General features: G+C 41.4%; 16 protein-coding genes. 6 read left to right on the top strand and 10 right to left on the bottom strand.

Annotation, left to right across the window (positions count from 1 at the left end):
* Positions 1 to 94 precede the first annotated feature (94 nt).
* Complete coding sequence (locus tag R9C00_27890) at positions 95 to 1,132, top strand: hypothetical protein (GenBank protein WPO35522.1); 1,038 nt, start codon at positions 95 to 97, stop codon at positions 1,130 to 1,132.
* Positions 1,125 to 1,721 carry a dephospho-CoA kinase gene (gene coaE / locus R9C00_27895; protein ID WPO35523.1) on the top strand — a complete coding sequence of 199 codons (597 nt, stop codon included), beginning with the start codon at positions 1,125 to 1,127 and terminating at the stop codon, positions 1,719 to 1,721. The genes R9C00_27890 and coaE overlap by 8 nt, the downstream gene beginning before the upstream one ends.
* 18 nt (positions 1,722 to 1,739) lie before the next feature.
* On the opposite strand, the gene R9C00_27900 is transcribed toward coaE, so the two are convergent.
* From R9C00_27900 to R9C00_27925, 6 genes are all read right to left on the bottom strand, one after another.
* Positions 1,740 to 2,264, bottom strand: coding sequence for a hypothetical protein (locus tag R9C00_27900; GenBank protein ID WPO35524.1), 525 nt, complete (start codon positions 2,262 to 2,264; stop codon positions 1,740 to 1,742).
* Between the two features lie 7 nt (positions 2,265 to 2,271).
* Positions 2,272 to 3,351: a transposase gene (locus tag R9C00_27905; GenBank protein ID WPO35525.1), complete on the bottom strand. Its 1,080-nt coding sequence runs from the start codon at positions 3,349 to 3,351 to the stop codon at positions 2,272 to 2,274.
* A 36-nt stretch (positions 3,352 to 3,387) separates the two neighbouring features.
* Complete coding sequence (locus R9C00_27910; protein WPO35526.1) at positions 3,388 to 3,654, bottom strand: hypothetical protein; 267 nt, start codon at positions 3,652 to 3,654, stop codon at positions 3,388 to 3,390.
* A gap of 173 nt (positions 3,655 to 3,827) precedes the next feature.
* Positions 3,828 to 4,670: a DNA damage-inducible protein D gene (gene dinD, locus R9C00_27915; GenBank protein ID WPO35527.1), complete on the bottom strand. Its 843-nt coding sequence runs from the start codon at positions 4,668 to 4,670 to the stop codon at positions 3,828 to 3,830.
* 203 nt (positions 4,671 to 4,873) lie between these two features.
* Entirely contained in the window at positions 4,874 to 7,666 is a 2,793-nt protein-coding gene (leuS, locus tag R9C00_27920; GenBank protein WPO35528.1) for a leucine--tRNA ligase, read from the bottom strand.
* A gap of 275 nt (positions 7,667 to 7,941) precedes the next feature.
* A complete protein-coding gene (locus R9C00_27925; protein ID WPO35529.1) occupies positions 7,942 to 9,522 on the bottom strand; it encodes an FAD-dependent monooxygenase in 1,581 nt (526 codons plus the stop codon).
* A 289-nt stretch (positions 9,523 to 9,811) separates the two neighbouring features.
* Between R9C00_27925 and R9C00_27930 the strand changes: the two genes are divergently transcribed.
* Positions 9,812 to 10,255 carry a hypothetical protein gene (locus R9C00_27930; GenBank protein ID WPO35530.1) on the top strand — a complete coding sequence of 148 codons (444 nt, stop codon included), beginning with the start codon at positions 9,812 to 9,814 and terminating at the stop codon, positions 10,253 to 10,255.
* A gap of 117 nt (positions 10,256 to 10,372) precedes the next feature.
* Here the strand turns inward: R9C00_27930 and R9C00_27935 are convergent, their stop codons facing one another.
* Positions 10,373 to 11,041 carry a DUF4291 domain-containing protein gene (locus R9C00_27935; protein WPO35531.1) on the bottom strand — a complete coding sequence of 223 codons (669 nt, stop codon included), beginning with the start codon at positions 11,039 to 11,041 and terminating at the stop codon, positions 10,373 to 10,375.
* Between the two features lie 233 nt (positions 11,042 to 11,274).
* Between R9C00_27935 and R9C00_27940 the strand changes: the two genes are divergently transcribed.
* Together R9C00_27940 and R9C00_27945 are read left to right on the top strand one after the other, a co-directional pair.
* The gene (locus R9C00_27940; protein WPO35532.1) at positions 11,275 to 12,336 is read left to right on the top strand and encodes a hypothetical protein; all 1,062 of its coding nucleotides are present in this window, start codon (positions 11,275 to 11,277) and stop codon (positions 12,334 to 12,336) included.
* Between the two features lie 26 nt (positions 12,337 to 12,362).
* Positions 12,363 to 13,505 (top strand): MBL fold metallo-hydrolase, encoded by a 1,143-nt coding sequence (locus R9C00_27945; protein WPO35533.1) that lies wholly within the window; start codon positions 12,363 to 12,365, stop codon positions 13,503 to 13,505.
* Positions 13,506 to 13,593: 88 nt separating this feature from the next.
* Here R9C00_27945 and R9C00_27950 read toward each other — a convergent pair whose 3' ends face one another.
* From R9C00_27950 to R9C00_27960, 3 genes are read right to left on the bottom strand one after another with little or no spacing between them, the layout of a single operon-like run.
* Complete coding sequence (locus R9C00_27950) at positions 13,594 to 14,436, bottom strand: hypothetical protein (GenBank protein WPO35534.1); 843 nt, start codon at positions 14,434 to 14,436, stop codon at positions 13,594 to 13,596.
* A 28-nt stretch (positions 14,437 to 14,464) separates the two neighbouring features.
* Positions 14,465 to 15,118, bottom strand: a complete 654-nt coding sequence (locus R9C00_27955; protein ID WPO35535.1) for a DM13 domain-containing protein — start codon at positions 15,116 to 15,118, stop codon at positions 14,465 to 14,467.
* A 22-nt stretch (positions 15,119 to 15,140) separates the two neighbouring features.
* On the bottom strand, positions 15,141 to 16,019 hold the full coding sequence (locus R9C00_27960) for an anti-sigma factor (protein ID WPO35536.1): 879 nt from the start codon (positions 16,017 to 16,019) through the stop codon (positions 15,141 to 15,143).
* Positions 16,020 to 16,310: 291 nt separating this feature from the next.
* Between R9C00_27960 and R9C00_27965 the strand changes: the two genes are divergently transcribed.
* Positions 16,311 to 17,015 carry a response regulator transcription factor gene (locus tag R9C00_27965; GenBank protein ID WPO35537.1) on the top strand — a complete coding sequence of 235 codons (705 nt, stop codon included), beginning with the start codon at positions 16,311 to 16,313 and terminating at the stop codon, positions 17,013 to 17,015.
* The last annotated feature ends 16 nt before the right edge of the window (positions 17,016 to 17,031 follow it).

The following is a 17,031-nucleotide window of genomic DNA, read 5'->3' on the forward strand; positions in this document are numbered from 1 at the left end:
TCAGTTTTTTTATTCCTTAAATTAATACCTATTATTCTATCTTATTTGTCATAAATAAGAATTGTCAATATTCTATTGGGAAGCATAGAAACATATGAAGGTCAAAGAATTTTTAAAGAAAATAAAGCTACCTGAAAATGAGCAGGTCAATCTGCCCAGTTTGAAAGGGGTGTTGGATTGGTCTAAGTACACTATTGAAAAAATGAAAGGCTGGGACTGGAAGGTAATTTCCATTTGTTTCGGAACGGCTTTTACCTTTTGGATATTCAATGCACTCAACGATTCTCACACCGATGATGTTTCTATCCCTGTAGAATTACTTTATGACGGAGAGAATGTGGTCACCTTGGTGAAGCCTCCTGAATCCATCACCGTCAATGTGTCGGGTAATGGCTGGAATTTGCTCAATAAGGTGGTTAATGTGGCACAAGAGCCTATTGAAGTGATGCTCAACAAAAAATCGTTGTTAGAGCTTAATCATATCATGACCAATAATCTATTGCCCCAAGTGGTGAACAGGTTTAGGGAAATGCAGGTAAATTATATCTTGGAAGATTCCCTTTATTTCGACTTCGATACCATTGCCACTAAAAAAGTACAATTGGCCCTCAGGGAGTCGGATATCGAGCTAAAGGATAATTATAAGATTATTTCTTCTTTAAAAATAGAACCTGACGAAGCAATCCTTACAGGAGCTGCTACGCTATTGAGCAAATACCCCGATACCATTCGAATATTTTTGGATGAAACGGATATAGATGCTGATTTTGAACAGATGGTGAAAATTGCCTATCCCGAGCATAGATTGGTGAGTGTAGATACTGAGGAAACTAAGGTCAAATTTATGGTAGCCCAGTTTGACAAGCGAACGATGCGTGTGAAACCTGAAGTAGTTAATTTTACCATCCCCGAAGGTAAAAAAATCACCATTATCCCTTCGGAGGCTACGGTGGAGTATATGATAGAAGTGGATGAACATTATATTCCACAAGACTCCCTAAAGGTACTGCTAGACTATAGAACGACGAGTAAGGTCGATTCCACTATTTCAGCCCAACTGAAATACCCTAGCTACATGATAGAAACGAACGTGGTGCCCAAAAAATTTGTGATCAGTATAGGAGATGAGTAAGCCCAAACTGATAGGAATAACAGGCGGAATAGGCTCGGGAAAGTCCTTGGTCTGCAAGGTTTTTTCCACCCTGGGTATTCCCGTGTATTATGCTGACGACCGTGCCAAATGGCTCATGCACCATGACCCTGTTTTGAAGAAAGGTTTGATAGAAGCTTTTGGCGAGGAAAGCTATGATGCCAATGGCATGCTGAACAGGACCTATCTGGCTTCAGTGGTTTTTTCTAATGAGGAAAAGTTGAAAACCATGAACGGCTTGGTGCATCCCCGAGTAGCCGCAGATTTTAAAAATTGGGCGAAGGAAAACAAGGACAAACCCTACCTCCTAAAAGAAGCGGCCCTGCTTTTTGAAAGCGGCTCATACAAATCCCTCGACGAAGTAATCACCGTTTATGCCTCGGAAGAAGAGCGAATAAAAAGAGTGCTAAAAAGAGATACCCACCGCACAGAAAACGACATCAAAGCCATCATCAAAAAACAATTCACCGAAGAGCAACGACAAGAGCTAGCTTCCTTTGTAATAGACAACAGCGGGGAAAAAATGCTGATTCCTCAGGTGTTAGAGGTGGATGGGAGGTTGAATGGGTAAGAGTTATAATAGCCATTACTAATAGCCTAAAGAGTTTTTAAAAGGACTTTCGAGGGTTTTCCATTTTGTGGTATTTAGTTTTTTTCCGTCAATATTCATAGGGGTAAATCTAACTTTATAACTTCCTTCATTATTAAATGTAAAACCACCAGCACACATTCCGTGTCCAACTCTTATTATTCCTGTCCTTGCTCCAATAATAAATGTACTTGAAGTTTTAGTAGTTTCATCATACACTTCTGTTTTATACCAAACTTCTGATTCTGGTAAATTATTTGGCTGAAATACGGCATAAGCAGCAGGCCCACAACCGTAGTATTCTACTTCCATTTGAACAAATTTTAAACTTAAATTTAGGTTTAATTCTGGTGAATGACTTTCTGTAACCTCCCAAGCTACTGGTTCATGTTCTGCGTTTGAAGAATTATATCTAGTTAACTCATGATAATTTTCACTCTCTGTTAAATGAGAAAATTTTAGAAAATACTTCTTGTTGAGTTCTAATTTTATTGATGGTTTAAAAACTGCCTGAGTTAAATCCATTGGTTCTTTATGAATTTACTTGAAACTGGTATTTTGCAAATACAAAGTAAATCATCTTGATGAAGTTGTCTTTAGACCGAAACCCTCTAGCAACCCGTTTAATGATTTGAATTTTAGAATTGAGCCCCTCTAAGATACCGTTATTAATCTTAGATTGAGCGTATTGAACAATTCCATCAAAATGGCTTTTAATCGATTTAGTGATCGGATTGGTTTCCATGGTTTCCTGGGCGAGGTCCATAATGAAGCACAGTTGGGCTTTTAGCTCTTGAAATTGATCTTTCCGATAAAAAGTATCTATCCTTTCCATTGATAGTTCAATTTGAGCTTGAAAGCAATAAGCCTTTTCCCCAAGTCGATCTAGATGTTTGTAGAGAAGTTTGATCACATGCCATTTGTCAAAAGTAACCTTAGCCTGTGGAAAACACTGTTTGGCCCCCTTGATGAAGGCAGGGGACATATCAATGGAAATTTCTTCTACTGCTTCTGGATAGGGATGATCTTGCTTAAATCGGGCAACACATTCAGAAGATCTACCTTCGTAACTACCGGGTAGTTGCCAAGTATCTAGATCAAAAAAGCTGGTGATGTATCCATGTCCCTTACGGGTAGAGGTTTCATCATAAGCAATCCTAGAGGCTGTATGCTGACTATAGTAGTCATCTTCAAGATGTTGGGTATAATGATGATAAATATGCTCAACCCGTTGGACTCGAATGCCAAGTGTCCTGGCTACTGCCGTAAAACAATGGTGGATATGCATCAAACGCATGACTTCTTGCTCAAACATAAGTGTGAACCGCGAATAATCTCTAGAAAAGGAAACCTCTGCCTTAGATAGTTTACCGGTATCCCTATCTTTGTATATAGGAAGCTTACAATGGATAAAACAGCGGTATTGAAAAAGCTTTAAGTGTTCCCAGGTACGGTCGTAATAGCTATGAATAGAGCATTTTTTTGGGGTAGCTTCAGGTGAAACCTCTAAATATAGATGTACAGTGTTGCTAGGCTCGTCACGTTCTGCTAGAACTAACTCAAAAGGTGGTAGAACAGGAAGTAAGTCACTAAATTGAGATAGAAAATTCATCGTTTTTTGAATACAAAGATAAGCGTTCAAGTAAATTCATAAAGAGCCATCCATTTGTCCTATTAATACTTCTTCTAATAGTAAATCTACTATTGTCCCATCTTCACTTTCCAAATATGCTTGCCTGTTCTTGCTAAATGAATTAATTACTTTTTGGCTATATGAGTAGCCTTCTATAATAAATATTGAATTTTGACTTATTTCTCTTTTTTCTGGGTAGAATTTAAATCCAGAGAAAGCACACTCAGCATATGATAGCTGGATAGTGAAGGACAAGGTTAATATCAGAAAGGCCTTTTTCATTTTGTTGAATTTGAATGAATTCTCAATAAATATACAAACATCGCTTTAAATAACAATAGAACATTGCTTAGTTAGATATTCGAGAATTTCTAAATCCAAAACAAAAAAAACTGGTCAAGCCTCCTAAAAAGCCTGACCAGTTTTAAATCACCACATTCAAGACCCATTATAAGCTACTTGTTATCTTTCTTAATGTCCTTTAGGATTTTCTTTTCTGTACTATCCATTCTGCGCTGCACTTTTTTGATATCTTCTTCAGGTGGCAACTCTTCGGGCTTAACCCCTCTTGTTAACAGCATTTTACGCACTTCTTTATTATTATCAACATGTTCCTTTGTGATTTGCTTATTGCCAGATAAATCCTTATCCACCACATTATGACTGGTTAGCTCGGAAGCAAAATCCTTTGCTTTTATCATCAGTGTTGGTAGAAAATCAGCCAGAGGTCTGTTTGTTGGTACACCTAATTTCTTTTTCATAAATTGAGTGGTTCTTCCACCAAACAAAGCTTTATCTCCCTCCGACCGAATTAAAGCAAAACTTCTATTATCAACTCCTCTTTCGTAAATTATTCCCGAAAGTTTCTTCTCCGATTTGGATAACTTTTCTCTTGCAGTTACCCTGGCAATATCTAGAAGTCTTTGCTCAATTAATTCCTGCTTTCTTGTCTGAACGGCAAAGTGTGTTTGGGCAAATGCAACTTCGGGTTTGGACGCATCTCCATTTTGTGCTACAAGATAACATGCATATCTCGTCAGTGCTACATCTTGAACTTCTCTTTGTCCACCTTTTCCTATTTCTATCATTTTGGTGACACCAACGAAATGATCTAATTCATGCTCTCCTGAGTTTTCACATGACTTTACCGCTTTTTGAATGGTATTAGTAAAATTGCGCCAATCTGAGTAGCCCAAAATCACCTGCAGTTCACGTCCACTCCAGCATTCCAGTCCGTCAAGGTCGTAACAGGCTTCTTCAAATTTTTCGAAAAGCTCTGCAATTAGTTCTTTTTTCATGCCGTACGAAGTTTCAATTTTTTAGGAAGGTTTTCTAGGTAGCAAAATTAGGCTACCCATTACGGCTAGTTTTAATTTACAAACAAAAGAGGTTTTTCACAACTACTTCAATGACCACCCTTCCAAAGCATAATAGCAAAACAAAAACAGGTCAAGCCTCCTAAAAAGCCTGACCTGTTTTAACTCGTAACTAGTAACCAGTTTTAAATCACCACGTTCACAATTCTTTTAGGAACTACGATGACTTTTTTCGGCTGTTTGCCGTCCAACCATTTTTGGACAACCTCGTTTGCCATCACTTCTTTTTCAATCGCCTCTTTCGACATATCCAATCCGAATGAAAGCTTGGTTCTCACCTTGCCATTGATAGAGATTGGGTATTCGTGCGCATCCTCTTTCAAATACGACTCATCGAACGCTGGGAATAATGCCAACGTAATGCTTTCCGTGTGACCTAGTTGCGACCAAAGTTCCTCGGTAATGTGAGGGGCAAATGGGCTAAGTACAACCAAAAGTGGCTCAAGAATTTCTTTCTTGTTGCATTTCAATGAGCCAAGTTCGTTGGCACAAACCATGAAGGCACTCACAGAAGTGTTGAACGAAAGTCTTTCGATGTCCTCCCCTATCTTCTTGATAGTTTTGTGGAGCACTTTCAACTCTTCTTTGGTAGCCTTTGCATCCGATACTTCGAACTCTCCTTTTTTATTTTCGAAAAGCCTCCAGAATTTCTTCAAGAACTTGGAAACACCTTCTATTCCATCGGTATTCCATGGCTTGGAATCTTCCAAAGGTCCGAGGAACATTTCGTACATACGCAAAGTATCCGCACCGTATTTCTCGATGATGGTATCAGGGTTCACCACGTTGTACTTCGACTTGGACATTTTTTCTACCACATGTCCACAGATATATTTTCCGCCTTCCAGTTCGAAAGTAGCATCAGCGTATTCTGGTCTCCACTTTTTGAAAGCTTCTATATCCAATACATCACTTTGCACAAAACTCACATCTACGTGCAAAGCTGAAGTTTCGTAGTTCTTTTTAAGTCCTGCCGAAACGAATTTATTTTCGTCTTTTACTTTATACACAAAATTGGACCTTCCCTGAATCATTCCTTGGTTTACCAACTTTTGGAAAGGCTCTTCGTGGGCAATGAAGCCCATGTCGTACAAGAACAAGTTCCAGAAACGCGAGTAGAGCAAGTGCCCTGTGGCGTGTTCCGTGCCGCCAATGTACAAATCCACAGAGTTCCAATATTCAGTTGCTTCTTTCGAAACAAATTCTTGGTCATTTTGCGCATCCATGTAACGCAAAAAGTACCAGCTAGAACCCGCCCAACCTGGCATGGTGGTAAGCTCGTAAGGGTATTCCCCTTGGTATTTCCAGTCGGTTGCCCTACCCAACGGAGGCTCGCCCGTTTCGGTAGGTTTATATTCGTTGATGGCGGGAAGCTCCAAAGGAAGCTCGCTTTTTTCCACCAAATAGGGAAGTTCATTTTTGAAATACACAGGAACAGGTTCGCCCCAGTAGCGTTGCCTACTGAACACCGCATCCCGCATTCTGAAATTTACTTTCTTCTTCCCTACCCCAAGCTCTTCTGCTTTTTTTATAGCAGCCCAAGAAGCTTCGCCAGTTCCTTCTCCGTATATTTTTTCGCCCATCAATCCATTCAAAAAGTCAGAATTGATCAATTTGCCGTCCTTGATTTCGGTTGGGTCGTCCAATTCTTCAGTGCCTTCTATCACCAATCGGATAGGCAAACCGAAGTGGTTGGCAAAGCGGAAATCTCTGTCATCTGAAGATGGTACAGCCATCACCACGCCTGTTCCGTAACCAGCCAATACATAGTCGGCAATCCAAAGCTGGACTTTCTCTTCGTTGATTGGGTTTACCACGTACGAACCAGTGAACACACCAGAAACTGTTTTCACATCTGCCATACGCTCCCTTTCCGAGCGATTTTTAGCCGAACTTACATATTCTTCAACCGCTGATTTTTGGTCTGGAGTAGTCAACTCAGCCACCAATTCGTGCTCAGGAGCAACTACTACGTAGGTAACGCCATAAATAGTATCGGGGCGAGTGGTGAAAGCCGTAAGCGTGATGTCGGTGCCATCTACTTTGAAGTCCAACTCACAACCGTGCGATTTTCCAATCCAGTTGCGCTGCATTTCTTTTAATGAATCTGACCAGTCTAGCTTGTCAAGGTTTTGCAACAACCTATCGGCAAAAGCGGTGATTCGCATCATCCACTGCCTCATTTTTTTGCGCTCCACAGGGTAACCTCCCCTTTCCGAGAAACCGTCTTTCACCTCGTCGTTGGCAAGCACAGTTCCCAACTTAGGGCACCAGTTCACCAAGGCTTCCGATACGAACGTTAAACGGTAGTTGAGCAACATCTCCAATTTTTCCTCCTCCGAGTAGGCATTCCACTGGTCGGCTGTGAACAAAGGCACGTCATCGTCGCAAGAAGCGTTTACGCTTGTGTTTCCGTGGCGTTCAAATATTTTGATAAGCTCGTCAATATGCTTCGCTTTGTTTTCCTCATTGGAATACCAAGCATTGAAAAGCTGCATAAAAATCCACTGTGTCCATTTGTAGAAGTCGGGCGAACTAGTTCTTACCTCACGAGACCAATCGAACGAAAAGCCAATTTTGGCTAATTGCTCTTTGAAAGTCTTGATGTTGATATCGGTAGTAATGGCAGGGTGCTGACCCGTATCTATGGCGTACTGCTCCGCTGGCAAGCCGAAGGCATCGAAGCCCATTGGGTGCAATACGTTGAACCCTTTCAGTTTTTTGAACCTAGTGACGATATCGGAAGCGATGTAGCCCAGCGGATGCCCCACGTGCAGCCCTGCACCCGATGGGTATGGGAACATGTCCAATACATAATATTTAGGTTTGTCAGAGGTGTTTTCAACTTTGTACAAGTCCTTCTCCGTCCAATACGATTGCCATTTGGGCTCGATTTCCCTATGGTTATACTCTGCCATTTCTCTTTATTTTTGACTATTGTGTTATTCGAAATTTCAAGGCTACAAAAGTAGCAGATTTGAAAGCAAAAGCTATTATTAATAGGAATCTAATTGGGTTTTATCCTTTCAGTGTCATCCCAAACTTGATTTGGAATCTCCCTCCCACGTCTTTGAAAAGTCTCCCAAATCAAAAAAGGAATTAAGTTTCCCAATTGGTGCATAGGCTAGAGACCTCGCATCTACGTGTGGAGTGACACAGTGTTTTCCAACTTACTCTTGCTCAAAACCCAACCCTAAACCAACCCCTTCCCATACATCTCCACTAACTTTTCCGCACAGCGTTCTCCGTCCATGGCGGCGGAAGCGATTCCCCCTGCGTAACCAGCTCCTTCTCCTGCAGGGAAAAGTCGTTTAGTTTGGACATGTTCGTAGGTTTCTCGGTCTCTTGGGATACGCACGGGGGAAGAAGTCCGGCTTTCTACGCCAACAATCTGGGCTTCGTTGCTCAAATACCCTCGCATTTTCCTACCAAAATCTTTGAATCCGTAGCGAAGGCGTTGGGTAAAATCGGGAGGAAGTACCTCGTTCATATCTGCCGAAGTAAGCCCTGGTTGGTAAGAGCTTTCCAAGAGGTTGGCAGAAACTTTTTTGTTTACAAAGTCTTCCAACAACTGAGCGGGAGCAGCTTGCGTTCCCCCTCCTATTTCACAGGCTTTTTGCTCCACGGCAGCTTGGAAATGCATCCCCGCTAAAGGTCCGAACTCGGCAAAAGCCTTAATGTCTTTTTCTTCCACAGGAACTACAATGCCCGAATTGGCATATTTGGAATCTCGCCTTGAAGGCGACATGCCGTTGACCACCACCTCGCCAGGGGCAGTTGCCGAAGGAACGATGAACCCACCTGGGCACATGCAGAAAGAGAACACGCCCTTTTTCACGCCACGGTTCATGGTTTGGGTAACCAAATTGTATGCCGCTGCGGGCAAATATTCCCCCCTACTCTCGCAATGGTATTGCAGGCTATCTATCAGGTTTTGCTGGTGCTCCACCCGCACGCCTAGGGCAAATGGTTTGAACTCGACTAAGACTTCCCGTTCGTGGAGTTTGGTGAAAATATCCCGAGCCGAGTGGCCTGTTGCCAAAATGACTCCGATGCCGACGAGCTTATCACCATTTTGGGTAACTACCCCTTTCATCGCCCCGTGGTTCACTATGAAATCGTCCACTCGTGTGTTGAAATGGATTTCCCCGCCTGCGTTCAAAATGCTTTCCCGCATTCCTTCAATAATCTTGGGAAGCTTATTGGTGCCGATGTGCGGATGGGCATCTACCAAAATTTCGGGCGTAGCGCCGTGGGCTACAAATATTTCCAAAATCCTACGGAAATCGCCTCGCTTTTTGGAGCGGGTGTAGAGTTTTCCATCAGAGTACGTTCCTGCGCCCCCTTCTCCAAAACAATAATTAGAATCAGGGTTGACCACATGTTCCTTATTGATAGCAGCCAAATCCCTTCTTCGGGCTTGTACATCGCTGCCCCTTTCCAGTATGATGGGCTTGAAACCGAGTTCTAACAAACGAAGTGCGGCAAAAAGCCCAGCTGGCCCTGAGCCAACGATGATTACTTGCGGAGCATGGTGTACATGTCTGTATTTTCGGACGTACTCGATAAGAGGAGTAGCATTTTCGTTGACAAACGCTTCGCACTGCACTAGCACCTTCACTTTTTTGAAGCGGGCATCGATGGAGCGGCGGGTTTGCCGAATTACCACTCTGTCTGTTTCCGATACCTTTAGCTTTTTCTTCACAAAGCTCTCAAACACTTCTGGGTCAAAAGCTACATGTGGCGGAAGGGTAAATGTCAGTTCTTTTTTCATGGGTGGTAAGGTTTCTATCCTTAAAATGGATGGGGTTTCAGGTTACGGGTTTCAAGTTGCAGGTTTACAAACACGCAATTTGTAACACGAATCTCGAAACTCAATCTGCAAATTTACACCAAGTTCATCTGTTATTCGGGAATGGGTTATAATTTTGGGCTCAGACAAGTAATTCAAATAATAGTTTTTTGATTAAAGTTACTTTTATAGAAAACCAGTCACAAGAAACTAGCAACTTTCAATCTGCTAGTAAATCAAGAAAAAAAATACTAGAACCTAACCATCTCTCATGCCCTACTCCGTTTTGTTTATCTGCACTGGAAATTATTATCGCAGCCGCTTTGCCGAAGAATATTTCAATTTTTTAGCAGATCAAAAGAAAAGAAGTTTTTATGCTTTTTCGAGGGGCTTGCGGGTAATCAACTCCAGTAACCCTGGTTCTATGTCGGTTCATACCTTAGAAAAGTTGGACAAGATGGGGATTGAACTAAAAAGACCATTGACTTTCCCTGTGAAGCTCCGCGATAGCGAACTGGAAAAAACTGACCTCACCATAATTTTGGACGAAGAAGAGCATCGCCCCATGATCCAAAAAGACTTTCCCGACTGGGAAAACAAACTGACCTACTGGCTGGTACACGACCTCGACAAAACCGAACCCATCGAAGCATTGGAAGCTATCAAGCTCAAAGTAGAAACGCTGTTTGAGGAATTGGTAGGGAAGTTTGGGTGAGTTATTTTCGACTTTCTCAACAACTCTAAAAATGCAAGTGGCGTAGTTGAAATGAGGTGAAGCAGCCTCGCTGGTTATACCTCACTTTCTCCTAGAAGCCAAAAGGCAACGAAAACCTTATGAGGCATCTATTATAGCTTTTAAATCTTCTGGCAAAGGATACACTTTTTCCTGAGGAAGTAATTGGATTGCTTCCTCTATTTTATTTTTGTTGATAAGTAAGTGGATATGTTTACACTTTTCAGAAATATCTTCTATTTCCACAATCCATTCATTTACATACTTTTCAACAGCTATACCGGTCAACCCCATTTGGATAGAGCGATATGGTAAGTTGTTCAAATGAATGTCTTTTTCAGGATCCCATTGAATACGGACAGGTGAATTTTGCAAAGAGGTTTTCCATGCTTCTTGTGATAGGTGAATGTCTTTTATAAAGTGCGATAAACATGAATTTTTCAATGCCCACTCCCAACCCTCACGTTTTATTTTAATAGCCAATACATGTTCTTGACCTTCTTTTTCTGCCCACCCGCACCGATACATCATCCATAAAAAAGAAGGTTTGATCCATGTCATTCGTTCCATTTTAAAAGGAGGTACAAATTTTTGGTGTTGCACTGCAGGATGGGCAATTGCTGACCGGTAGGCTTGGTATACAGTAATTATATTCTCTTCATATACTGCTCTAATATTTTTTTCTTTCATAAGTATTTTCTGATTTAGTACCTCTTTTGGTAGCGGAGTGTTGTTTATAGGCAAAATCGAAATTTCGGAAGAAGTCAAGTTGAAAGTAGGACTTTTTTTAAAAAAAATTGGCAGAGAAATTTAGGTGATTTTTAGCTATCTCTAAAGTTCCTGATTGCAACTCAAAAAACACAATGATCAAAATATATTCATTTCCCACCTTTCTTCTAACAATCTAGCCGTTTTAAGCTTATGTGTATTGGAACCTTTTAATATGCTTGATGGGGAAAATAGTATTCAAACTTATTTATCTTTTTATCTTTTTTGTGGGAATGCCAAAGGTTGGAGCACAAGTATTCAATAATGACTCCGAATTGCTTCAACTCTCCATGGAAGCTACACATGCGGTGTACAACTGGGAGTTTGATAAAACCAAAGTGGTTGCGACAAAGATAAAGGAGAAAATACCGGGGCATCCAGCCAACTATTTTTTGGAAGCGCTGACGTTGTATTGGCAAAATTTCCCCTTCGATTTTGAAAGTGAAGTGTATCGAAAACACATGGCGTTGCTCCAGAAAGTTAGCGACAAAAGCGAAGAGGTGTTGGAAGAAAACCCAGACGATTATGAAGCCAAGTTTTTTTTACTTTCAGCAAAGAGCATGATGCTCCGTAACTGGGACGATGATGGAAGCACCATGAAGGTGATAGGCGAGCTGAGGGAAATGTATAAGTTGTTTGTTGCTAGTTCCGAGCTCAAAAAGAATTATTCAGAATTCTCCCTTCCTTCTGGTTTGTATAATTTTTACAGAGAATTTTATGCGGAAGAAAAGCCTGTGTACAAGCCTGTCTTATTTTTCTTTAAGTCAGGGGATGTGGAAGAAGGGATGAAAGAGATAAAATATGCAGCGGAAAATGCAAGCTATTCGAAAGCCGAAGCATATTTCTACTTATGCTACATTTATTATCGATACTTGGATGATTCTGCTAAAGCGCTGGAATTTCAGCATAAGCTAATGGAGCTTTACCCCAACAATTTATTTTATGTGTTCAAATCGGCGGAAATACTGGTTTTGGAAGGAAAGTATCAAAAAGCTAAACCGCTAATTGCCAAGTTGTGTGCTTCGGATAAGGTGTATTACAAGTTGGCGGGAATGACTTTGAGCGGGTTAATAGAAGAACTTTATCATAAGAATAATGAAAAGGCTTGGGAAATTTATGCAGAGTGTGAAGACATGTTGGAAAAAGTAAATACACCGTATGCACGGTTTTTCAAAACCTATATTTATGTCGGTATTTCCGATTTTTACCATGAAAAAGGAGATGTGCATAATGCAAAAAAATACTATAAGTTAGCCAAGGAGTTTGACGAATGGGGATATTTGAAGAGTGAGTGAAATGTATTTAGAGTATTGAAACATAGATGAAAGTAGTTATAAAGCTGATTAAGAAAATAGGGGCAATTGTTGGTATTTTACTTCTTTTGCTCGCAGTGATTGGGGGGCTTTTTGTGAATATCAGCCCAGAGTTTGGGGGTGAACACAATGAGGAGCGAATAAAAATATACAGCGAATCGGGGCATTACAAAGAGGGGAAATTTGAAAACCTAATCCCTACTTCCATGGATATGGACTTTTTTGGGTTTATAGGTGTGATGGGAGAATTTATAAAAGGAAACCCTACTCGGCAGCCCAAAGGAGATATTCCGGTAAACAAGATGGATTCCATTAGTTTGGTGAATAGCCCTAAAAGTCTAACTCGCATTTATTGGTTTGGGCATTCAGCATTTTTGTTGGAGATAGAAGGAAAGAATATTTTGATAGACCCGATGTTGGGAGAAACGCCTTCCCCAGTTCCGTTTATGGGTGCGAAGAGGTACAGCAGATCCTTGCCAATTGAAATTGAAAAGCTTCCCAAGATTGATGCAGTAATTCTTTCCCACGACCATTACGACCACCTAGACTACGGTTCTATTCTAAAACTGAAAGCCAAAGTTTCCGAGTTTTATATGCCCTTAGGTGTGGGGGCTCATCTGAAAGAATGGGGAGTGGACGAGGAGAAAATTCACGAACTTAATTGGTGGGATACGATTTCCCTCGATTCGTTAGCGTTCACTTGTGCACCATCAAGACATTTTTCAGGAAGGGGACTGACGGATAGATTTACCACCCTTTGGGGGTCATGGATCATCCAATCACCTACCCAAACTATTTATTTTAGTGGAGATGGTGGCTATGGGCCTCACTTTAAGGAAATTGGGGAGAAATATGGCCCTTTTGATTTTGCGATGATGGAATGTGGTCAATACAACAAGCAATGGGCAAATATCCATATGATGCCAGAGGAAACAGCACAGGCTTCGGTAGATTTACAAGCAAAAATGATGATGCCGATCCACTGGGGAGCATTTACCTTGGCGCTGCATAGCTGGACCGACCCGATAGAGCGAGTTTCGGTGAAAGCGAAAGAGCTAGGAATGCCGATGACCACCCCGCAAATAGGCGAGCCAATTATATTGAATGAAAATATTTTTCCAAACTCAAAATGGTGGAAAGGGATTGAATAGGTATTAAAAAGAAACCCAAAGGAGTCCTTTGGGCTTCATACATCGGAGATGTCCAATTAATAACTTAAAAGGGATCTCATGGGATCTTTTATATTTTCATGTACACGCCAAAGGAAAATGCTGGGCTAGCTAATAGTCTTTTGCCATAAGCCGCAAAACCTCCACTGACAGACGCTCCAATTTTATCATTGAAATTGTAATTAATTTCAGGGCTAATAGCCAAGTATTCTATTTTATTACTGAAGATACCATTGTTGGGCACAAAATCTTCATTGCCTGTTTCGAGAGGTTTTATTCCGTTAATCCGTAAGATTAGCCATGTTTTATTGAGTCGGAGACCACCTTCTACTCCGTACCTAATTTCATCGGAAAAATTATTAGTCCTGTTATTATATCCAACCATAGCCGTAGCGTAGGTATTTCCTTTCCCAAAAGATCGGCTCACATCAAAAGAAAGCATTTGGTTAAATTCTCCATCGCCCGACTGGAGCAAGCCCGTGCTACCTCCAGCAGACTCACCTAAAGGGAGTCCAAAAGTCAAGCTCAAAGCTCCTACATAGGGTCCTTTGTTGAAGATCCCATACTTCAGAGTAAGGTTCGTATCACCAAAGCTGTTGAGTTCGTCACCTTCTTGCACCAGTTCACCTTCGGGGGTTTCTAGTCTGTTTAGCGTAGAGCGAACGAAAAAGGGAATGTATGCGATAGCGGTCAGTTTATCTGTAATGCCGTATTCGCCGTAGATACTTGTTGCGTAATAGCCAGTAGTGGTGATATCGACGACATCTCCAGCTGGGGTAAAGTATTTGTTCGCGATGATATTGTACTGACCAATTTTGAAAAAACCGCCGCCTTTTGGCTGTGGCCAACCGCCTCCGGCAGTAGCCGAAAGTGCTATGAGTAGGAGAAATGGTATAGTCAATATTTTTGTCATGAGTCAAATAGTTTCGGTTGAAAAGGGCTTATTCAAATTTTCCAGTCCCAAAAGGAACATTAAATGGCTTGCAGTGGATAATGACATGGTCATACGTATTTGCTTCTATTCCCGAGGGCAGGTCATATTCTTGCAAGCCATTACTAGATTTGAGCATACCCAATTCCACGCCTCCTTGCACTGAAGTGGCATTATTGGAAAGGTATACATACAAACCAGGTCCACTGTCTGCTTTGAAATTTTCTTGGAAAACAAGTTGACGGTTTTCCGTAATACCGAAAGTACCTTCTACCGAATAATTGTTCAAACCTGTAAAAGTGCCAGTTCTTTGCGTGAGAACTTCGATAGTTTCAGAACCAGCTTCTACATTAATAGCGTCGGAAATACCTCCTTTTGTAGCTTCAATGATCACTTTACCTTCTTTCAGAGCTGAAGCAAGACCATTATTGTCGATCGAAATAATACTTTCATCTGTAGAGGTCCAAGTGAAACCCGTTGTGGTCATATCGCCTACTTCATCGAAGAAAACAGCTTTGAACTGAGCTTCCTCTCCTACCTTAATACTCATGATGTTGCTGGTGATCTTGATTTCTGGATCCATCATTTCAATTTCCAGAATATCGGTTCCTATGCACCCGCTAAGCAGGAGCAATAGGAACCAAATAACACTAAGTTTTGGCATGTTATTTTGAGTTTAGATGAACTTATTCTGCACTTACACTACCAGTAGGAAGCGAGCCAAGGTTCTGGTTCATACCATAAGCAGTATGGTCCATTGCATTTGCCGGCGCAGCTCCCACCAATGGTTTTAACAAGAAAGGAGCAGAACTGTTATCAGGAACTGGCTCTATGCTGATGACCATAGTAGCTCCAGATAGGTCAGTTGGGAAAGTAAGTCCGCTAGGAGCGTTCATAAGGAAATCTTCACCTGGGAATGGAGGGCCTGGTTCGCTTCCGCTAAACGGGGCGGCATCGTCTGCAGCATCAACTGCTGAAAATGTACCAGAAGAGACAGGAGTGCCACCTATAACCGCCCATCCTTCGTATTTCCAACCAGCGGGAAGTGTAGGTAAAGTTAACCCAGCACCAGGTCCAGCAGCAGGGTCGAGGAACCATACACCACTATTCTCATTGTTGTCCATCCCATCGGTAGGCGTTGCCAAGATAAATTTGCCTGCCGAGCTAGCAAAATCACTTCCTAGAGCTGCGCCGTGCCCTACGCTTAGTGAGCCTGCCCCTTTCGTCAGATCTCCAGCTAAGATATGTACATCGCTTGGTGCTGGGTCATTATCTGGAATTGGCTCTATGGTAAGTACAAAAGCGCTGGCACTTTGAAGGTCAGCCATCTCCACATCAAACTCGGTTTGTGATAAGGCTCCGCTGCTGTTCACAGTAAAAGTACCAGTTGTTTTTGGGCTACCATTTACAATTATCCAGCCCTCGTAGGCATAATCAGAACCGAGGTCTTCCAACCCGTTGATCGCCAATTTCATTTTTTGTGTCGAAGAATTGTCTTCGTCGTCTTTGCAAGAGCTCATAAATAAAAGCCCTAACAAGCTTGCAAGTAAGATTACGTTTTTCATGATTTGAATAGTTTCTGTTTTAATGATGTTACAAATCAAGCGTGTAAATATTGCCTAAGTGTCACGCAATTCTCATATTTCTATCACAATGGATATTTATTTTTAAGGTGTTGTTTTTCAGTAGATTAAATATCTTTAAGCATATGAATAAGCCTCTGAGTAGTTGGTTTTTAGAAAGTGGCGTACAAAAAGGTTAGGGTATCGTGATGGTTTTGTGATACTTTCCCTACTATATTGTCATGCCAGTAATTAACACATACTATTTGACACACCCATGCAGATTTATTTTTTATGAAAAATGTACTAATAATAGAAGATGACAAGGAGATTGTTCAATTGCTAGAAATCCATTTGAATGATCTTTCTTGCCAGATTTCAAAAGCTTACGATGGGGAAAGCGGTTTGCACAAGGCTCTTTCGGAGAACCCTGATTTGATCATTCTCGATATCATGTTGCCTAAAATGGATGGAATAGAGGTTTGCCAAAAAATAAGAGCGAATAATGTGCATTCGCCAATTATGATGCTCACGGCTAAGTCAGAGGAGATAGATAGGGTGTTGGGCTTGGAAGTGGGAGCAGATGATTACCTTACCAAGCCGTTTAGCGTAAGGGAGTTTATAGCGAGGGTAAAAGCTATTTTCCGCCGAACAAAGATGATCCAAGAAAGCTTGGCAGATGACCATAAGCTTTTATTAGAGTTTGACAATTTGGTGATAGATACCAATAAAAGGAAAGTAACTGTGGATGGAAAGAAAGCAGATTTGTCACCCAAAGAGTTTGAGTTATTGGTATTGCTGGCTTCGCATCCAGGGAAAAGCTATGATCGCTCCACCTTGCTCAACTTGGTGTGGGGCTACGATTTTGATGGCTATGACCATACCGTAAATTCACACATAAATAGGTTGAGGGCGAAAATCGAACCCGATATGGCCAATCCTAAATACATCCTTACCATGTGGGGAGTAGGCTACAAGTTCAATGAGGAGATTGATTAACCGAAAAAAACATAAA

The organism is Flammeovirgaceae bacterium SG7u.111 (genome assembly GCA_034044135.1).
Classification (GTDB): Bacteria; Bacteroidota; Bacteroidia; order Cytophagales; family Flammeovirgaceae.